Source organism: Dermatophilus congolensis (genome assembly GCF_900447215.1).
Classification (GTDB): domain Bacteria; phylum Actinomycetota; class Actinomycetes; order Actinomycetales; family Dermatophilaceae; genus Dermatophilus; species Dermatophilus congolensis_A.
The window spans coordinates 604,733-624,149 of record NZ_UFYA01000001.1 but is presented as its reverse complement, the minus strand read 5'-3'; the positions used below and the strand labels follow the sequence as shown (position 1 = coordinate 624,149).

General features: G+C 57.1%; 14 protein-coding genes and 3 rRNA genes. 1 reads left to right on the top strand and 16 read right to left on the bottom strand.

Annotated elements, in window-relative coordinates; all coding sequences use genetic code 11:
* Positions 1-241: 241 nt before the first annotated feature.
* Both DXZ77_RS02655 and pyrG read right to left on the bottom strand, forming a co-directional pair.
* The gene (locus DXZ77_RS02655; RefSeq protein ID WP_115029723.1) at positions 242-727 is read right to left on the bottom strand and encodes a hypothetical protein; all 486 of its coding nucleotides are present in this window, start codon (positions 725-727) and stop codon (positions 242-244) included.
* A gap of 115 nt (positions 728-842) precedes the next feature.
* Positions 843-2,504: a CTP synthase gene (pyrG, locus tag DXZ77_RS02650; RefSeq protein ID WP_115029714.1), complete on the bottom strand. Its 1,662-nt coding sequence runs from the start codon at positions 2,502-2,504 to the stop codon at positions 843-845.
* Positions 2,505-2,695: 191 nt separating this feature from the next.
* Here pyrG and DXZ77_RS02645 point away from each other — a divergent pair, with 191 nt between their 5' ends.
* Positions 2,696-3,115 (top strand): DUF3151 domain-containing protein, encoded by a 420-nt coding sequence (locus tag DXZ77_RS02645; RefSeq protein ID WP_115029712.1) that lies wholly within the window; start codon positions 2,696-2,698, stop codon positions 3,113-3,115.
* A gap of 16 nt (positions 3,116-3,131) precedes the next feature.
* Here the strand turns inward: DXZ77_RS02645 and recN are convergent, their stop codons facing one another.
* The 14 genes from recN to DXZ77_RS02585 form a co-directional block, all read right to left on the bottom strand.
* Complete coding sequence (recN, locus tag DXZ77_RS02640) at positions 3,132-4,892, bottom strand: DNA repair protein RecN (RefSeq protein WP_115029710.1); 1,761 nt, start codon at positions 4,890-4,892, stop codon at positions 3,132-3,134.
* A 38-nt stretch (positions 4,893-4,930) separates the two neighbouring features.
* Positions 4,931-5,833, bottom strand: a complete 903-nt coding sequence (locus DXZ77_RS02635; RefSeq protein ID WP_115029708.1) for an NAD kinase — start codon at positions 5,831-5,833, stop codon at positions 4,931-4,933.
* A 19-nt stretch (positions 5,834-5,852) separates the two neighbouring features.
* Entirely contained in the window at positions 5,853-6,647 is a 795-nt protein-coding gene (locus DXZ77_RS02630) for a TlyA family RNA methyltransferase (protein WP_115029706.1), read from the bottom strand.
* Positions 6,644-6,808: a hypothetical protein gene (locus tag DXZ77_RS11990; RefSeq protein ID WP_181816001.1), complete on the bottom strand. Its 165-nt coding sequence runs from the start codon at positions 6,806-6,808 to the stop codon at positions 6,644-6,646. The genes DXZ77_RS02630 and DXZ77_RS11990 overlap by 4 nt, the downstream gene beginning before the upstream one ends.
* A complete protein-coding gene (locus DXZ77_RS12340; protein WP_258553091.1) occupies positions 6,805-7,233 on the bottom strand; it encodes an HAD hydrolase-like protein in 429 nt (142 codons plus the stop codon). Before DXZ77_RS12340 ends, DXZ77_RS11990 begins: the two co-directional genes overlap by 4 nt.
* Positions 7,212-7,874: an HAD-IIA family hydrolase gene (locus tag DXZ77_RS12335; protein ID WP_258553090.1), complete on the bottom strand. Its 663-nt coding sequence runs from the start codon at positions 7,872-7,874 to the stop codon at positions 7,212-7,214. Before DXZ77_RS12335 ends, DXZ77_RS12340 begins: the two co-directional genes overlap by 22 nt.
* A gap of 34 nt (positions 7,875-7,908) precedes the next feature.
* On the bottom strand, positions 7,909-9,360 hold the full coding sequence (locus tag DXZ77_RS12330) for a hypothetical protein (RefSeq protein ID WP_115029704.1): 1,452 nt from the start codon (positions 9,358-9,360) through the stop codon (positions 7,909-7,911).
* A 133-nt stretch (positions 9,361-9,493) separates the two neighbouring features.
* Positions 9,494-9,610 (bottom strand): 5S ribosomal RNA (gene rrf / locus DXZ77_RS02615).
* A gap of 97 nt (positions 9,611-9,707) precedes the next feature.
* Positions 9,708-12,778 (bottom strand): 23S ribosomal RNA (locus DXZ77_RS02610).
* Positions 12,779-13,111: 333 nt separating this feature from the next.
* Positions 13,112-14,632 (bottom strand): 16S ribosomal RNA (locus tag DXZ77_RS02605).
* The 16S, 23S and 5S rRNA genes sit together here, the layout of an rRNA operon.
* A 493-nt stretch (positions 14,633-15,125) precedes the next feature.
* A complete protein-coding gene (gene tyrS / locus DXZ77_RS02600; RefSeq protein WP_115029702.1) occupies positions 15,126-16,385 on the bottom strand; it encodes a tyrosine--tRNA ligase in 1,260 nt (419 codons plus the stop codon).
* A 90-nt stretch (positions 16,386-16,475) separates the two neighbouring features.
* Positions 16,476-17,918, bottom strand: coding sequence for an argininosuccinate lyase (gene argH / locus DXZ77_RS02595; protein ID WP_115032448.1), 1,443 nt, complete (start codon positions 17,916-17,918; stop codon positions 16,476-16,478).
* 49 nt (positions 17,919-17,967) lie between these two features.
* Positions 17,968-18,486: an arginine repressor gene (locus DXZ77_RS02590; protein WP_115029700.1), complete on the bottom strand. Its 519-nt coding sequence runs from the start codon at positions 18,484-18,486 to the stop codon at positions 17,968-17,970.
* 184 nt (positions 18,487-18,670) lie between these two features.
* Positions 18,671-19,411: an SDR family NAD(P)-dependent oxidoreductase gene (locus tag DXZ77_RS02585; protein ID WP_258553089.1), complete on the bottom strand. Its 741-nt coding sequence runs from the start codon at positions 19,409-19,411 to the stop codon at positions 18,671-18,673.
* Positions 19,412-19,417 lie beyond the last annotated feature (6 nt).

The following is a 19,417-nucleotide window of genomic DNA, read 5'->3' as shown; positions in this document are numbered from 1 at the left end:
TTTCGTGCGGGGGGTGTTTTGTTGTGTCGGCAGGGTTCACGGTAGCGGCCTGTGGGGGCGCGGTGGGGGCGAAACCCCGTGCTGTTTGGCGCTTTTAAATCTGGTGGTGTTTTTGTGTTTTGTTGCTGTGTTTAACGGTATGTGGGCTGTTGGTTGGCGGCTATTGCTTTTGCGCGGCTTCGGGCGCCACTGGCCCATAGCACTGCCCCGCTGAGAGCGATCATTGTGAATACGAGGATTCCTACAACTGAAACAGCGGCGATGGTTCCGGCGGTTTTGAGGGATTCCATTGCTGCTTCTGGGAGTATGACGACTCCTTTGTTTGGGGTGCAGGTGATGTCGTAGGTGCCTGCGGGTGCTTCGAAGGCTCCGATTCCGAAGTGGCTTTTCCGTCTCCTTTGACGTGTGATTTGCCTGGGTTGACGGGGATGGGTGAGCCGGATGAGGAGTGGACTGTGCAGGTGGTTTCGTGTTTTTCGGCGAGGATAATTTGTCGCCCGCCATGTGTTATCTCTGCATGCCCTTGTGTGATGTGGGCGCTTTTTTCGTTGACCAGTTCGTTGATGTGATCGTCGTTGATCTGTAGGAGGGCGTATCCGATTCCCAGTCCTGATGTCAGCAGTAGTAGGAGGGCGGTGAGGGTGATGACTCGCCCTGCTCGGCGTAGTCGTTCGCCGGGTAGCGGGGTGTGTGGCTGGTGCTGTTGGGCTGGTTTTTGTGGGGTCACAGCATCGCACGCTAGCAGTGTCTTCTGTTGGTGCTTAATGCTTCTGGTCGCTGTTGTGACTGGTTTTGGGTGTTTTGGGCGGCGGGTGGTTGGGTACCACCCGCCGCTGGGGTGTTTATTTTTCGCGGGAGTCGGCGGGTGCGGCTTGGTTTTGGTGGTTGAGTGCTGCTGCGACGAGTCCGCTGAAGAGAGGGTGTGCGCGGTTGGGTCGGGAAAGGAATTCGGGGTGGGCTTGGGTGGAAATGTAGTAGGGGTGTTGGTTGGTGGGCAGTTCGACGAATTCGACGAGGTTTCCGTCGGGTGAGAGCCCTGAGAAGCACAGTCCGGCTTCTTCGAGTTGGGCTCGGTAGGCGTTGTTTACTTCGTAGCGGTGGCGGTGGCGTTCGGTGACGTGTTGGGTTTTGTAGGTGGTGGCGGCGAGGCTGTCGGCTTCGAGGGTGGCGGGGTATGCGCCTAGGCGCATAGTGCCGCCCATGTCTCCGGCGCCGTCGATGAATTGTTTCTGTTCAGCCATGGTGGCGATGACGGGTTCGCTGGTTTGGGGGTCGAATTCGCTGCTGCTGGCGTTGTCGATTCCGGCGACGTTGCGGGCGTATTCGATGACCATGGCTTGGAGGCCTAGGCAGATCCCGAGTGTGGGGATGCGGTTTTCGCGTGCCCAGCGCAGTGCGCCGAGTTTTCCTTCGATGCCTCGGATGCCGAAGCCTCCGGGGACGAGGATGGCATCGCTTCCTTCGAGGGCTTCTTGTGCACCTTCTGGGGTTTCGCATGTGTCGGAGGCGACCCAGCGGATTTTGACGCGGGTGTCGTTGGCGAAACCGCCGGCGCGTAGTGCTTCGGTGACGGAGAGGTAGGCGTCGGGGAGGTCTATGTATTTGCCGACGAGTGCGATTTCGACGCGGTGTGCTGGTCGGTGGACGCGTTCGAGGAGGCGGTCCCATCCGGTCCAGTCGACGTCACGGAAGGGCAGTCCGAGGCGTCTGATCATGTAGGCGTCGAGTCCTTCGCTGTGGAGGACTTTGGGGATGTCGTAGATGGATGGGGCGTCTTTGCAGGAGATGGTGCCTTCGAGGTCGATGTCGGTGGCGGCGGCGATTTTGCGCTTCATCTCGGCGGGGATGTCGCGGTCGGCGCGTAGGACGATGGCGTCGGGTTGGATGCCTGCGGCGCGTAGGGCGGCGACGGAGTGTTGGGTGGGTTTGGTTTTGAGTTCTCCGCTGGGTGCCAGGTAGGGCACGAGGGAGACGTGGAGGAAGAAGACGTTGTCGCGGCCAAGTTGTTGGCGGACTTGGCGTCCTGCTTCGAGGAATGGTTGTGATTCGATGTCGCCGACGGTGCCGCCGATTTCGGTGATGATGATGTCTGGTGCGGGGGTGGTGTGGGCTTGTTCCCGCATGCGGGCGGCGATTTCGTTGGTGATGTGCGGGATGACTTGCACAGTGTCGCCGAGGTATTCGCCGCGGCGTTCTTTGGCGATGACGCTGCTGTAGACCTGGCCGGTGGTGACGTTGGCTTGGGCGGACAGGGGGGTGTCAAGGAAGCGTTCGTAGTGGCCGATGTCGAGGTCGGTTTCTGCTCCGTCCTCGGTGACGAACACCTCTCCGTGTTGGAAGGGGTTCATGGTGCCGGGGTCTACGTTGAGGTAGGGGTCGAGCTTTTGCATTGTCACTGCGAGGCCGCGGCCGCGTAGGAGTAGTCCGAGGCTGGATGCGGTGAGGCCTTTGCCGAGTGAGGAGGCGACTCCTCCGGTGACGAAGATGTGTTTTGTATTGACCACGGACTTCGAGCTTATCGCATGGTGGGGGTGTGCTGTTTCCGTTGATGTTTGTACTGGGGTGGGGTTAGGTGTGGTTGTAGGGGCTTGTTTTTGGGTGGGTTGTTGTGGGGGTTGCGTTGGCTGTGTCGCATTAGGGTTGGCGTGGTTGTTTTTGCTTGTCGGTTTTCTTCGTTGTGATTGAGGAGTTTTTTATGGGTGAGCACGAGGTTCGGAAGAATTTGCTGGGGCCAGAGCCAACTTTGTTGCCGGTGGATTCTTCGGTTGAGCGTTTGGTTGCTGGTGAGGATGCTCAGGTGGTGGCAGCTGCGGATCCGTTGTGTTTGGCTGCGTGGGCTGCTTTGGCGGAGCAGTCGTTGGCGTGTGGTGAGTTTGTGCAGGCGTATGCGTTTGCACGGGTGGGGTATCACCGTGGGTTAGATGCGTTGCGCCGAGCTGGGTGGCGTGGGACTGGTCCGGTGCCGTGGTCACATGAGCCGAATCGAGGTTTTTTGCGTTCGTTGGCTGCGTTGGCGTTAGCTGCTTCGGCTCTTGGTGAGGGTGATGAGGAGCAGCGGTGTCGTGTGTTTTTGCGTGATAGTTCGGCTGAGGCTGCGCAGGCGTTGGGGCTGTGATGTTGTTGGGGTGGGGTTAGGCGCTGTGTCGTTGCCGGATGTTCTCGGTTTGGGTTCGTAGTTCGGCGGCGTGTTGGAGTGCGGTGGGTGAATCAGTGCCGGCCATCATTCGGGCGAGTTCGCGTAGTTGATTGTCTCCGGTAACGATTTCTACTCCGGAGCTGGTGATGGCGCCGTCGTCGGATTTACGGACGACGAGGTGTCGGTCGGCGAAGGCTGCGACTTGGGCGAGGTGGGTGACGACGATGACTTGTGCGTGTTCGGCCAGGGCGGCGAGTCTGGCGCCAACGTCGAGGGCGGCGCGGCCGCCGATGCCTGCGTCGACTTCGTCGAAGACGAATGTGGCGATGGCGGTGTTATCTTCTGCTGCGCGTCGTCCGGTGACGACTTCGAGTGCGAGCATGACGCGGGAGAGTTCTCCGCCAGAGGCTGCTTTGGCAACGGATCGTGCGGGGGCTCCGGGGTTGGGTGCGAGTTTAATTTCGACGGTGTCTACGCCGTGGGGGGTGTAGGCCAGTGGGGTGGGGTGTTCTTCGCCTAGGTCGAGTCCGTGGGGGTCTGGGGTGGTGTGGATGTCGACGGTGAGGGTGGCTTTGCCCATGGAGAGGTGGGCGAGTTCGTTGGTGGCTTCGGTGCCGAGGGTGGCTGCGGTGGCGAGGCGGATATCGTGGAGGGTCCGTGCAGCTTGAGCCGCTTGTGTGCGGGCGTGGGTGGTCTCGGTTTCTATTTCGCTCAGGCGTGCTTGGGCACCTTCGAGTTCGGTTAGGCGGGCGGCTGCGTTTTTTGCCCATGTAAGTACGTCGTCGATGGTCTGGCCGTAGGTACGGGTGAGTCGGTTGAGTTCGGCTCTGCGTTGTTGCACGTGTTCGAGTCGGGCTGGATCGATGTCTAGATCGGTGAGGTAGGCGGATAGGTCGGTGGCGAGTTCGGCGGCGAGGTATCCGAGTTCGGCTGTTCTGTTTTCGAATTCGCGTAGGGCTGGGTCGTGGATGGCTGCGGTAGCGAGTTCGTTGCGGGCGTGGGCGAGAGTGGTTTCAATGCTGCCGGTGTCATTGATGTCGTCTCCGGCGAGTGCTGCGTGTGCGGTGGCTGCGCTGCGTCGTAGTTCTTCTGCGTGGGTGAGTCGTTCGTCTTCTTCGCGGAGTTTTTCGTCTTCGCCGGGTTGGGGGTCGGTGTGTTCGATTTCTTCGAGCCCGGTGAGGAGCATTTGTGTTTCGAGGTGGCGGTTGCGTTCTAGTTCTCGGACGCGTTCAAGTTCTGTGTGTAGTTCTGTGAGTCGTTGGTACCAGTGGGTGTATTCGGCGAGTGCTGCGGCGAGTTTGGGCCCGCCGATGGCGTCGAGCATTTCGCGGTGTTGGTCGGTTTTTTTGAGTCGCCATTGGTCGGTTTGTCCGTGCACGGCGACGAGTTTGTGTCCGATTTCGGCGAGCATGCCCACAGGGACGGAGCGACCGCCGGCGTGGGCGCGGGAGCGTCCTGCGTTGGTGATGGCGCGGGCGATGATGATGTCGTCGTCGGCGTCGCCGCCGGCGTCACGGATGCGGTCGCGGATGGGGTGGGTGGTATCGATGTTGATGATGCCTTCGACCCAGGCTGTGGTGGCGTTGGTGCGTACGACTGCGGCGTCTCCGCGGGCTCCCAAGAGGAGGTTGAGTCCGCTGACCACCATGGTTTTTCCTGCGCCAGTTTCGCCAGTGAGGACGTTGAGACCTGGTGCGAGGTCGACTTCTGCGTCGTCGATGACTCCGAGGTCGCGGATGCGGATGCGGTCGAGCATGTGTTCACCCTAGGTTGCGGTGGTGACAGGGTTGGGTTTCAGCGTTCTTCGGTGGGTCCTGCGCCGCGCCATCCGCGTACGGGCAGGTGGAATTTGTGGACGATTCGGTCTGTGAAGGGTTCGTTGTCGAGTTTGGCGAGGTGGACGGGTTTTTCGCCTCGGCGGATGACGATGCGGGAGTGGGGAGGCAGGTCGGTAGAGCGGCATCCGTCGCTGACGAGGATGGCTGCTCCCATGTCGTGTCCGGATAGTTCGACGGCAACGACGGAGGTGGGTGAGACGACCATGGGACGGGCGAAGAGTGCGTGGGCTGCAATGGGGACGATGAGGATGGAGTCGGCGTCGGGCCAGACAACGGGGCCTCCGCTGGAGAATGCGTAGGCGGTTGATCCGGTGGGGGTGGCGAGGATGACGCCGTCACATCCCCATGTAGATAGGGGACGGTCGTCGATTTCGATGATGGTTTGGATCATGCGGGCGCGGGAGGCTTTTTCGACGGTGACTTCGTTGAGGGCCCAGTCGGTGTCGATGAGTTGGTCGCCGTTCCATACTTCGATGGCGAGGGTCATGCGGGGGTGGATGTGATAGTTACCGGTGGCGATTCGGTCGATGGTGGTGGCAAGGTTGTTGGGTTCTGCTTCGGCAAGGAATCCGACGTGGCCGTAGTTGATGCCGATGAGAGGGATGTCGGCGGTGTGTGCCCAGTGTGCTGCGCGCAGGATGGTGCCGTCGCCGCCGAGAACGAGAACGAGTTCGCACCCATTGGCGGGGTTGGTGTGGTCGGCGGGGGTGAGGTTGGGTTTGTCGTCGTGTTGTTGGTAGGTGTCGGGTGACATGACGCATTCGATGTTGTGGGCGGCTAGTTGTGTTGCGACGACGCCCACAAGTTGGTGCATGTCCGTGCGTCGGCCGTGGGGGGCGAGCAGGATGCGTCGTGTCATGTCGGTCCTTCGCGCAGGGTCAGGTGCAGGTGATGAGGTTGTCGATGTTGGGTTGGGGTGAGGTGGTGTGGGTTTTCTCCCATAAGACTAGGTACTCGATGTTGCCGTTAGTGCCTTGAATGGGTGAGATGGTGGTGTCGAGTGGGGTGAGGCCGACGTTGATGCCGTGGTGGAGTACTTCGCGCAGGGCGTTTTGGCGTAGGCGTGGGTCGCGGACGAGGCCTTTTTTGCCGAGTCGTTCGCGGCCTACTTCGAATTGGGGTTTAACCAGGAGGATAGCTAGGCCGGTGGGGGTGAGGTGGTTGGTGATGGTGGGGAGGATGTGGCGTAGTGAGATGAAGCTGAGGTCGCCGACGATGATGTCGTAGGGATTGCCAAGTTGTGTGGGGGTGAGGTGGCGGACGTTGAGTCCTTCGATGTTGTGAACGCGGGGGTCGTTGCGTAGGCAGGTGGCGAGTTGGTTGTGTCCGACGTCGATGGCGGTGACGTGGGCTGCACCGTGGGTGATGAGGACTTGGGTGAATCCGCCGGTGCAGGCGCCCAGGTCGAGGCATCGGGTGCCGGGGATGATGGTGGAGAGTGGTTGTTGGGTGGGGGTGGTGAAGTGGTTGAGTGCGCCGAGGAGTTTGTGTGCTGCTCGGCTGACCCAGGTGTCGGTTGTGGTGACTTTGATGTTGTCGGTTGGTTTTACGGGGTATGAGGGGCGGGTGATGATGGTGTCGTCGATGGTGACGGCTCCGGCGTTGATGAGTTCGCGGGCATGGCCGCGTGATCGGGCGAGTTTGTGGGTGACGAGGTGGGCGTCGAGTCTCATGTGTGGGTGTCTAGTGCGTTTTCTAGTTGTTCGGCGAGGTGGTGGCCGTGTTGGAGGGTGGTGGTGAGGTCGGTGGGGTCGGAGTTGGCGAAGGCGGTGGCTGTTTCGCGGATTGTGACGGCGCTGTGCCCGGGGGTGTCCCCGGGGGTGGGTGTGCTCATTTGGCGCGTTCGATCCAGTCGAGGGCTGGGGTGAGGTCGGTGGGAGTGATGTGTTCTCCGGCGTCGATGGCTGACCATGTGGTGGCGATGAATGCGCGGAGGCGTTCGTTGGCGCTGCCTGTTTCTTCTAGGTGGAGGCCGTTGTCCCAGGTGGCGGTGGCTTGGCCGCATCGGGCGCGGTGGAAGGTGGTGGCAGTGCCGGTGTTGGATGGGCCGGTTTCTGTGGTGGGATAAGTGTATTTTTCGCTGAGTGCGCGTAGGTCGATGGCTAGGTGTGTGGGGCGTTCGGTTGTGGTGGCGAGCGCGACGTCGACGGGGTTGCTTACGCCGGTGGTGACGTAGAGGCAGTCGATGCCGGTGTTTGTTGCTCCGGCGATGTCGGTGTTGAGGCGGTCTCCGAGGGCTAGGACGTTGGACAGGGGCATGTTGAGTGCTTGGGCGGAGTATTCGTAGAGGGGGGTGTTGGGTTTGCCGACGGCGATGGGGTCGGTGTCGACGGCGTTGCGTACTGCGCCGACGAGTGATCCGTTCCCGGGGGCGAGTCCTTGTGCCAGGGGAGGGTGGAGTCGGTGTTGGTGGCTACCCAGATGGCGCCGGCTTGGATGGCGAAGGCTGCTTGGGCGAGGTCGTGCCAGGAGACGTCAGGGCCGTAGCCTTGGAGGACGGCTGCGAGGGGTTCGTGTGTCGTTGCGTTTTTTTGGGCGTTTTCGAGTTCCGGGGTGTAGACGGGGGTGAGTCCGTTTTCGAGGAGGGCTTCGGTGACGCCGGGGCCGCCGATGGCTAGGACGCGGGATCCGGGTGGTACGAGTTCGGCGACGCGGCGGGCTCCTGCTTGGGAGGAGTTGATGACGTCGTGGGGGGTGAGGTTGATGCCAAGTTCGGTGAGGTGTTCTGCGATGTGGGTTGGGGTTCGGGCCGCGTTGTTAGTGGCGTAGACGATGCGTTTTCCTGCGTCGTGGGCTGCGTTGAGTGCTGCGACGGCGTGGGGTACGGCTTGGGCTCCGCGGTAGACAACACCGTCGAGGTCAGAGATTAAACCGGTGTAGTTGTCGATGAGTGTGTTCATCTGTGTTGGTCCTTCCTCGTGGTTGTTGCTGCCGTTAGTCCTCTGGGTGTGGGGTGTTTTTGGTGGGGGTGTCGTTTTCTTTGAGGAGGTCTTGGCTGTTGTCGGTGTTTTCGGGGGTGGTTTCGTCTGTTTCGTCGTCGATGGTTTCGTCTGCTGTGTCGATGAAGATTGTGCCGTCGATGTCGTCGACGCGTTCGGCTGCGTCGGTGCCTAGTTGTGCGTCTGCGTCGATTGCTGCAGCGAACCATTCGCGTGCTTCGTCGCTGCGTCCGAGTGCTTGGAGGATGTCGGCGTAGGCGTAGAAGAGTCGACCTGACCAGGGGTGGCGTTTGGTGGGGTCGAGTTCGGGGCCGCGTAGGTGTACGAGTGCGGCTTTGAGGTCTCCGAGGTCACGACGGATACCGGCCACGATGATGGCTAGTTCTATTTTTTCTGCTTGATCGAGTTTTTGGGCTTCGGGGCTGCGGGCGATGTCGAGTGCGCGTTCGAGTCGTCCGGTACCGCGTTCACAGTCGACGATGTAGGGCAGGAGGTGGTTGCTGCCGGAGAGTCGTTGGGCGGTACGGAATTCTTTGAGGGCGGTTTTCCAGTCGCCTTCTTGGTATGCAACGAGGCCTCGGGCTTCACGGACGCTGGGGACGCGGCCGGCGCGACCGACGATGTGTTCGGCGTGGGCTCGGGCTTGTTCGGGGTTGGTTTCGAGGAGGCGTTCGATCATGACGAGGTGTTGGGCTACGCCTGCTGCGTTGTCTTTGCTGAGGGTGCGGAGTTCTCGGCGAACTGCTGGGGAGATTTCTTTGCCGGTGACGTCATCGTCGATGCGAGGCTCAGGCGCGACTTTTTGGGGTCGGTCGTATGGCCTGTTGCGGCGTTCGTTATCGAATGCGCGGTTGTCACGACGGTCTTGTCGCGGTCCTCGTTCGGGTTTTCCGTTGTGGCGGAAGTTTTCGCGGTTTTCTTCGCGGGGTTTGAAGCCGTTCTGGCGTTCGTTACGGCGGCTGGACCAGCGTGATTCAGATTGGCCGTCAGTACGGCGGTAGATGCGTGGGTTTTCGTCCCTGTTTTGTGTGGTGTTGTTTTCACTGGAGCGGTACTTGACGCGTGCAGGGTTTCCTCGGTCTCGGGACGCATGGGAGCGGTATTCGCCATGTTCTTGGCGATTTACTGAATTATTGCGGTTATCGCGGTGTGCTTTTTCGCGTGGGGAGTAATCGGAGCGGTTTTCGTTACCGCGGCTACGGTCCTCGCGGTAACTGCGGCGTGTTTGGCTGTTGCGGTCAGATTGCTTTTCGTAGCGTCGACCGCTTTGTTCTTTATCGCTTTGGTAGCGGGTGTCGTTCTCGTTGGAGTAGCTGCGTCGAGGGCGGTCGTCGTAACGGTTCCGGTAGGAGCGGCGTTCGTTATCAGATGCACTGTTCTGGTTGTTTTGGCCACGGTTGTTGTGCCGAGGTTTTTTCCACCGCGATGACCCGGATGTTTCCGCCATGTTCCTGCTCCTCTGTTCATAAATTCGCAGCGTCGACGCTACCAGTGATGAGGATAGGCCTAGCTGGTTGTGGTGTTTTTGGGTATGAGGAAAGGGCCTGGAACAATGTTCCAGGCCCTTTCCATTACATATATTCCGGCGGTGACCTACTCTCCCACACCGTCCCCAGTGCAGTACCATCGGCGCTGAAGGGCTTAGCTACCGGGTTCGGAATGTAACCGGGCGTTTCCCCAACGCTATAACCACCGAAAAACCAACAGAACCAATCAGAAAAACATCCTTCATGATCCCGTAGGGCTGATGCCCCAAGAACCGCACAGTCGACGCGAACAAAACTCTTAAAAGTGTGTATCAAGCCATCGGCCAATTAGTACCAGTCAGCTCCACACATCACTGCGCTTCCACACCTGGCCTATCAACCCACTCGTCTAGTGGGAGCCTCACACCTCGCAAGGAGGCATCGAGATCTCATCTTGAAGCACGCTTCCCGCTTAGATGCTTTCAGCGGTTATCGCTCCCGAACGTAGCCAATCAGCCATGCCCTTGGCAGGACAACTGACACACCAGAGGTTCGTCCATCCCGGTCCTCTCGTACTAGGGACAGCCCTTCTCAAATCTCACACGCGCGCAGAGGATAGGGACCGAACTGTCTCACGACGTTCTAAACCCAGCTCGCGTACCGCTTTAATGGGCGAACAGCCCAACCCTTGGGACCAACTCCAGCCCCAGGATGCGACGAGCCGACATCGAGGTGCCAAACCATGCCGTCGATATGGACTCTTGGGCAAGATCAGCCTGTTATCCCCGGGGTACCTTTTATCCGTTGAGCGACCGCGTATCCACTAACCACGGCCGGATCACTAGTCCCGACTTTCGTCCCTGCTCGACACGTCCGTCTCACAGTCAAGCTCCCTTGTGCACTTACACTCAACACCTGATTACCAACCAGGCTGAGGGAACCTTTGGGCGCCTCCGTTACCTTTTAGGAGGCAACCGCCCCAGTTAAACTACCCACCAGGCACTGTCCCTGAACCAGATCATGGTTCGAAGTTAGACATCCAATACGACCAGAGTGGTATTTCAACAACGACTCCACACACACTAGCGTGCATGCTTCACAGTCTCCCACCTATCCTACACAAGCCGCACCGAACACCAATACCAAGCTATAGTAAAGGTCCCGGGGTCTTTCCGTCCTTCTGCGCGAAACGAGCATCTTTACTCGTATTGCAATTTCGCCGAGCTCATGGTCGAGACAGTAGAGAAGTCGTTACGCCATTCGTGCAGGTCGGAACTTACCCGACAAGGAATTTCGCTACCTTAGGATGGTTATAGTTACCACCGCCGTTTACTGGCGCTTAAGTTCTCAGCTTCACCCCGAAAGGCTAACCGGTCCCCTTAACGTTCCAGCACCGGGCAGGCGTCAGTCCGTATACATCCACTTACATGTTCGCACGGACCTGTGTTTTTAGTAAACAGTCGCTTCTCCCTGGTCTCTGCGGCCATCACCCCTAGACAGAAAAGTCTTCAGGGCTCCGGCCCCCCTTCTCCCAAAGTTACGGGGGCATTTTGCCGAATTCCTTAACCATGATTCACTCGATCGCCTCGGTATACTCTACCAAACCACCTGAGTCGGTTTAGGGTACGGGCGGCTCACACCTCGCTAGAAGTTTTTCTAGGCAGCATAGGATCACCCTACTTCCCCCAAAAGGGGTCATCATCACACCTCAGGACACACCGGGCGGATTTACCTACCCGGCACCTCACATGCTTGAACGTGGACAACCATCGCCACGCGGAGGCTACCTTCCTGCGTCACTCCATCGCTTACCTACTACCAAATTGGATCACGCACTCAACCCGCAAACAACCCCGAAGGGCCATAAGCAAGCATCACACGCTTAGCATCAAAGGCCTCAGTATTGGCGGTGTTTCGCCGGTACGGGAATATCAACCCGTTATCCATCGACTACGCCTGTCGGCCTCGCCTTAGGCCCCGACTTACCCAGGGCAGATTAGCTTGACCCTGGAACCCTTGGTTATTCGGCGGACGGGTTTCTCACCCGTCATTCGCTACTCATGCCTGCATTCTCACTCGTGTAGCATCCACCACTGGATCACTCCGCAGCTTCACACGCTACACGACGCTCCCCTACCCAACTTTCGTTGCCACAGCTTCGGTGGTGTACTTGAGCCCCGCTACATTGTCGGCGCGGAATCACTTGACCAGTGAGCTATTACGCACTCTTTCAAGGATGGCTGCTTCTAAGCCAACCTCCTGGTTGTCACTGCAACTCCACATCCTTTTCCACTTAGCACACGCTTAGGGACCTTAGCTGATGATCTGGGCTGTTTCCCTCTCGACTACGAAGCTTATCCCCCGCAGTCTCACTGCCACGCTTCACTTACCGGCATTCGGAGTTTGGCTAACGTCAGTAACCTGGTAAGGCCCATCAGCTATCCAGTAGCTCTACCTCCGGCAAGAAACACGTGACGCTGCACCTAAATGCATTTCGGGGAGAACCAGCTATCACGGAGTTTGATTGGCCTTTCACCCCTACCCACAGCTCATCCCCTCAGTTTTCAACCTAAGTGGGTTCGGTCCTCCACGACGTCTTACCGTCGCTTCAACCTGGCCATGGGTAGATCACTCCGCTTCGGGTCTAGACCCCGCGACTCAAACGCCCTATTCAGACTCGCTTTCGCTACGGCTACCCCACACGGGTTAACCTCGCCACGAAGCACTAACTCGCAGGCTCATTCTTCAAAAGGCACGCTGTCACCCCACAAAGAGGCTCCAACGGATTGTAGGCACACGGTTTCAGGTACTATTTCACTCCCCTCCCGGGGTACTTTTCACCTTTCCCTCACGGTACTAGTCCGCTATCGGTCACCAGGTAATATTTAGGCTTATCGGGTGGTCCCGACAGATTCACACAGGATTTCACGGGCCCCGTGCTACTCGGGAAACGCACACGGAGTACACGCCATTTCGTCTACGGGGGTCGCACCCTCTACGCCACGCCATTCAAGACGTTTCGACTATGACACGTATTTATCACTCCGCCGCACCATGTCAGTGGTGCACGCACGATCCCACAACCCCGATCACACAACGCCTGACAGCTATCACATGCAATCGGTTTAGCCTCATCCGCTTTCGCTCGCCACTACTCACGGAATCACTATTGTTTTCTCTTCCTGCAGGTACTGAGATGTTTCACTTCCCCGCGTTCCCTCCACACACCCTATGTGTTCAGGTGTAGGTGACTGGACATGACTCCAGCCGGGTTTCCCCATTCGGAAATCCTCGGATCACAGCCTGTTTATCGACTACCCGAGGCTTATCGCAGATTACTACGTCCTTCATCGGTTCCTGGTACCAAGGCATCCACCGTGCGCCCTTAAAAACTTGACACACAAAGAATCAGATGCTCGCGTCCACTGTGCAGTTCTCAAAACACCAGCCCACACCCGAATCCAAGTAGAAAACCTACCCGTTTTCGAGAGAGGCACATTCGTAGAGTTACCAGCTATACGGCCGATACCTCAAAACCCAACAACGCGCCAAACGTGACCTAACCGAAACTGTCTTTGTTTCCACGCTCATACGTCTCAATAAAGAAACAGAAGCAGTACTCCAAAACCAAAAACAGGTAAGCCACATAATCGATGTTCCACCCATGAGCAACACCCCAGTTCGTACACTCGACGAACATAAAGGGTGCCTCTATTAAGAGGGGCTCCTTAGAAAGGAGGTGATCCAGCCGCACCTTCCGGTACGGCTACCTTGTTACGACTTAGTCCCAATCGCCAGTCCCACCTTCGACGGCTCCCCCCACAAGGGTTAGGCCACCGGCTTCGGGTGTTACCAACTTTCGTGACTTGACGGGCGGTGTGTACAAGGCCCGGGAACGTATTCACCGCAGCGTTGCTGATCTGCGATTACTAGCGACTCCGACTTCATGGGGTCGAGTTGCAGACCCCAATCCGAACTGAGACCGGCTTTAAGTGATTCGCTCCACCTCACGGTATCGCAGCACTCTGTACCGGCCATTGTAGCATGCGTGAAGCCCAAGACATAAGGGGCATGATGATTTGACGTCATCCCCACCTTCCTCCGAGTTGACCCCGGCAGTCTCACATGAGTCCCCACCATTACGTGCTGGCAACATGCGACGAGGGTTGCGCTCGTTGCGGGACTTAACCCAACATCTCACGACACGAGCTGACGACAACCATGCACCACCTGTACACCGACCAAAAAGGGGAGTACGTCTCTGCACTTTTCCGGTGTATGTCAAGCCTTGGTAAGGTTCTTCGCGTTGCATCGAATTAATCCGCATGCTCCGCCGCTTGTGCGGGCCCCCGTCAATTCCTTTGAGTTTTAGCCTTGCGGCCGTACTCCCCAGGCGGGGCGCTTAATGCGTTAGCTACGGCGCAGAATCCGTGGAATGGACCCCACACCCAGCGCCCAACGTTTACGGCATGGACTACCAGGGTATCTAATCCTGTTCGCTACCCATGCTTTCGCTTCTCAGCGTCAGTAATGGCCCAGAGACCTGCCTTCGCCATCGGTGTTCCTCCTGATATCTGCGCATTTCACCGCTACACCAGGAATTCCAGTCTCCCCTACCACACTCTAGCCTGCCCGTACCCACTGCACGTCCAGGGTTAAGCCCTGGATTTTCACAGCAGACGCGACAAACCGCCTACAAGCTCTTTACGCCCAATAATTCCGGACAACGCTCGCACCCTACGTATTACCGCGGCTGCTGGCACGTAGTTAGCCGGTGCTTCTTCTGCAGGTACCGTCACTTTCGCTTCTCCCCTGCTGAAAGAGGTTTACAACCCGAAGGCCTTCATCCCTCACGCGGCGTCGCTGCATCAGGCTTTCGCCCATTGTGCAATATTCCCCACTGCTGCCTCCCGTAGGAGTCTGGGCCGTGTCTCAGTCCCAGTGTGGCCGTTCACCCTCTCAGGCCGGCTACCCGTCGTCGCCTTGGTGAGCCGTTACCTCACCAACAAGCTGATAGGCCGCGAGCACATCCCCCACCGAAAAAACTTTCCACCAAACCTCATGCGAGGAAAGGTCATATTCAGTATTAGACCCCGTTTCCGGGGCTTATCCCAAAGTGAGGGGCAGATTACTCACGTGTTACTCACCCGTTCGCCACTAATCCACCCAGCAAGCTGGGCTTCATCGTTCGACTTGCATGTGTTAAGCACGCCGCCAGCGTTCGTCCTGAGCCAGGATCAAACTCTCCAAAAAGAAATCACGCCCACGTACACGTAACTAGAGAACTAGTTACCACGAACGCAGGAAAATCCTGGCCGAAACAACACTGACAATTAATGTCACTACATTCTTTATAGCGACTATTGTCCGAATTGACTTCAACCAACAAACAATTGGCATCGATTATTCATGGCACGCTGTTGAGTTCTCAAGCATCGGACGCACACGACTAAGAAACTCTAGTACAAGAATTTCCCCATCAGAGGCAATCGACTATCTTCGACCAGCGCTACTTAAGCGCTTGAGCCGAGAAGCAATCTTACCAGGCCACTCAGCTCGGTGCAACTTCCCGCTTTTCTCGAAGGTAACTTCGAAGCGAGACTAGCCACAGCCGAGAAGCCGTTCCTGTTCCTCCCTGCCGGGCGAACAAGAAGAACATTACTCATGCGGCACTTAAACTGACAAATCTGCTGATCAGAGCCTCTGAAGAGGAGCGCCGCATGAGCATGCAAGAGGATTCTCTCCTCTAACTCTCGCGATACACCGCGGCCATGTTTTTCCGACCTCGCTTAAGCACCGCAACCTTGCCACCTAGGAAGTCTTCTTCTCGCAATACAGCGGCAGGATCTAGCAGCTTGACGTTATTGATCGACACCCCCCCCTCGCCAATAGTGCGACGTGCCGACTTACGCGATTCAGAAAGCTTCGTCGCCACAAGAAGATCAACTACCTCTGCGCCAGCAACCACAGTCGCACTGGGCAACTCAGACGTAGCATCCACAAGAGTCTGTGCATCCAGATCAGCCAAGGAAGCTCCACCAAAAAGCGCAGCTGACGCAGCCTCCACATCGCTCACCGCTTTTTCCCCGTGAACCAAAAGAGTGACATCGTGCGCCAAGGCTTTCTGCGCCGCCCTACGGAAAGGCTCCTCAGCAACCGCGCGCTCCAGAGCCTCAACCTGAGCAGCATCACGATTACCGAAAACCTTCAACAGCTTGATCACCGATGCATCCTCAACGTTCAGCCAGTACTGGTAGAACGCATAAGGACTCGTCATAGCAGGATCCAGCCAGACAGCATTACCTGCAGATTTACCGAATTTCTCACCTGAGCTATCCGTCAGGATCGGGGTCACTACAGCGTGCACCTGACCGCCATCCATGCGGCCCACCAAGTCCGCTCCAGCTGTGAGATTCCCCCACTGATCACTTCCGCCCGTCTGGACCGTGCACCCGTACTCCTTATAGAGGAACCGGAAGTCCATCGCCTGAAGGATCTGATAACTGAACTCAGTGTAAGAAATACCCTCCTGAGAGTTCAGGCGCGCAGCAACTGCATCTTTCTTCACCATATGATTCACGCGAAAGTGCTTGCCAAAATCACGCAAAAAATCGAGCGCAGATAATCCTTCAGTCCAATCTAGGTTATTAACCATTCGGGCTGGATTGTCACCCTCAAACTCCAAGAAAGGGCGCATCTGTGATTTTAAGCGTTCCACCCATTCAGCAGTCTGCTCTTTTGTTTTCAAAATCCGCTCGCTCGTCGGACGCGGGTCTCCGATCAAACCAGTCGAGCCACCCACCAAAGCAATCACATTGTGACCGTGCCGCTGAAAAATCCGCAACACCACCAACTGAACGAGATTACCAAAATGCAAAGACGGCGCCGTCGGATCAAAACCGCAATAGACCGTCGTAGGCGTCGAAAGCTCCTCCCGAAGCTTCTCTACATCGGTAGTCGCGTGAATCAAGCCACGCCATTCCAGCTCGTCGAGCACATGCGTCACGCTCGTTCGACCTCTCTCGTCATAGTGCACCGATAACGCCCATCATCTTGCGCAGGAAGCGCTATGCAACACATTCCCACACAAGATCAGTCAACCACGCCATGCAGGAACTTTACCCACCCATCCTCGCTGCCAGGCACTTACCTGCCGAGCCTTCAGTAACTGCTCCCTCACCCTCATAGGGGCCGTGCCACCCTTACCATCCCGTGACTCCACAGAACCAGTAACGGTCAGGACATCCCGCACTCCCCCATGCAAATGCTCCGAGATGCTCTCAAAGTCCTCATCCGAAAGCTCATCCAGCTCAATGCCCCGCTTCTCACACTCCTGCACGCAAGCCCCAGCGACTTCATGAGCCACACGGAACGGAACACCTTGCCGCACCAACCATTCCGCAATATCCGTCGCCAGCGAGAATCCCTGCGGAGCCAAATCTCCCATACGGTTACCGCAGAAAGTCAACGTCGAAACCATCCCCGAAAATGCCGGCAACAACACCTCTAAGGTGTCTATCGCATCAAAAACTGGCTCTTTATCTTCTTGTAAGTCACGGTTATATGCCAACGGGAGCCCCTTCAAGGTACTCAACAAACCTACTAAATCACCAATCAGCCTTCCCGATTTACCTCTAGCAAGTTCAGCAACATCTGGATTCTTTTTTTGAGGCATGATACTGGACCCTGTCGAGAAAGAGTCATCCAGCACAATAAAACCGAACTCTTTCGTAGCCCAAAGAATAACTTCTTCAGCAATACGTGAAATATCAACACCTGTCTGGGCAGATACAAAAGAGAACTCTGTCACAAAATCACGAGAAGCTGTTCCATCAATCGAGTTCTCGACAGCGCCAGAAAACCCCAAATCATAAGCAACTTGATCTGGATCTAAACCTAGAGTACTTCCAGCCAGCGCCCCAGACCCATACGGCGAAACAGCAGTTCTCTCATCCCAATCCCTCCATCTCTCCACATCACGCAAAAGCGCCCACGCATGCGCAGCAAGATGGTGTGCCAACAAAACAGGCTGTGCATGCTGCAAATGCGTACGACCAGGCATGATCACATCAAAATTCGCATCCGCCTGATCTAGCAACGCATCGACTACATCCAAAACTAGCCCAGCAACCACCCGAGAACTATCCCGCAGATACATACGAAACAGCGTCGCCACTTGATCATTTCGCGACCGCCCCGCCCGCAAACGCCCGCCCAACTCAGCCCCAACCCGCTCAATCAAGCCACGCTCCAACGCCGTATGCACATCTTCATCACCTTCTTCAGCAATAAACTCTCCTGACTCAACATCGTCAGCAAGTTGCCCAAGCCCCTCAAGCATCGTCTCGACCTCTTCATCAGACAGCAAACCCGCCCGATGCAATGCCCGCGCATGTGCCTGAGAGCCAGCCAAGTCATACCGAGCCAACCGCCAATCAAAATGCGTAGATTTCGACAAAGCTGCCAAGGCATCTGCAGGGCCACCCGAAAACCTCCCTCCCCACAACGCCAAACCTTCAACTACATTCACGTCGCTCACAACACCCACATCCTTCCCACACACCAACAAACCATCTCGATGCCAGACGCTACCCGCCCGTAACCGATCTGCCTTCTCCCGACGCCATCGATGACAAACGCTTCAATAACGCATCACCGCCAGAAGCATCAGCCGCCACAATCAACACCGTGTCATCCCCCGCCACAGTCCCAATTGCAGAACCTTCGCCAGAGACCAAAGCTTTATCTATCGCCGCTGCAAGGTAATTCGCAGCCCCCGGAGGAGTACGTAAAACAACCATTGGCCCGGACGCATCCGCAGAAATCATCAATTCCGCACACAAACGACGCAGCCGAGCATTTACCTCTTCACGAGGAACCCCACCAGAACCTGCATCATCACCCGGGATCGAATAAACCAATTGAGCGCCACGCCGAACCTTTACTGCCCCCAACTCGAGCAGATCACGCGACAAAGTTGCTTGCGTAACCGAATACCCATCCGCATTCAACGCATCCGACAACTCTGCCTGTGAACCAACATCACAGCTCTCTAAAATTTCCGCGATACGAGCCAACCGGGCGCTACGCGACTGAACTGCGCCCATCACTCACACCCGTCCTGAGAAGGTGACCCAGCAGCTCCTACATCTCAGAGGCATCCCCGACATCCAGCCACACCACACCCCAGAAACACACCTAGCTACAGACGCATATCGCAGCAAAAAATACATGAACCTAATCTACATACTGATACAGGGATATGCATGAGTATGTAGATTAGGTTCATTTTCACTGCCCTAAAGGATCGTCCTCACCAAAACTAAGCAACCCCACAGTTCGTGAATCAGGCCTCAAGCCACGGTCGCCTACAGCCTTCAAAGACTCGACCGTGTCAACCCCCGCCCGAACCATGCGACCAGACCATGCATCTAGACACCCCGAAGCCAACCCCAGTGCCAAATCAGTAACCGCAGCCGGATCAGTCCAGTCATCACGCCCCGCATGCACTCCCATACCCGCAGTCATATCGGTCTGCACAACACCAGGCGCCAAATCAAAAGCACGCAAACCACGAACAAACCCGGCGGCATGCAACCCACCAGTTATCCGGCTCAAAGCCGTTTTCGCCACATAATAAGCAGTCGATATATCGCTCGCGCGAGTACCAGCACCAGAATTAATATTAATGACACGGCCACCACCAGCCATCAACATATATGGAACAGCAAAACGCGCTAATAAAAACGGTCCCCGCACATCCACCTCAACTGTGCGCCACCATTGATCCGGATCTGCCTGCCACAACACCACTTCGTCATCAATAACACCAGCGTTATTGACAAGAACATCAAGGCGACCCCAGCGTTCAACAACCTCATCCACGTACGCCTTCACCGCAGCCGGATCCGACACATCCAGAACCCGAACCTTCGCCCCCTCACCACTACGAGAAGACTTCTCCACCACATAACCAGCCGCCGCAAATGCTGCAGACAGATGCGCCCCGATACCTCGAGACGCACCTGTCACAACAGC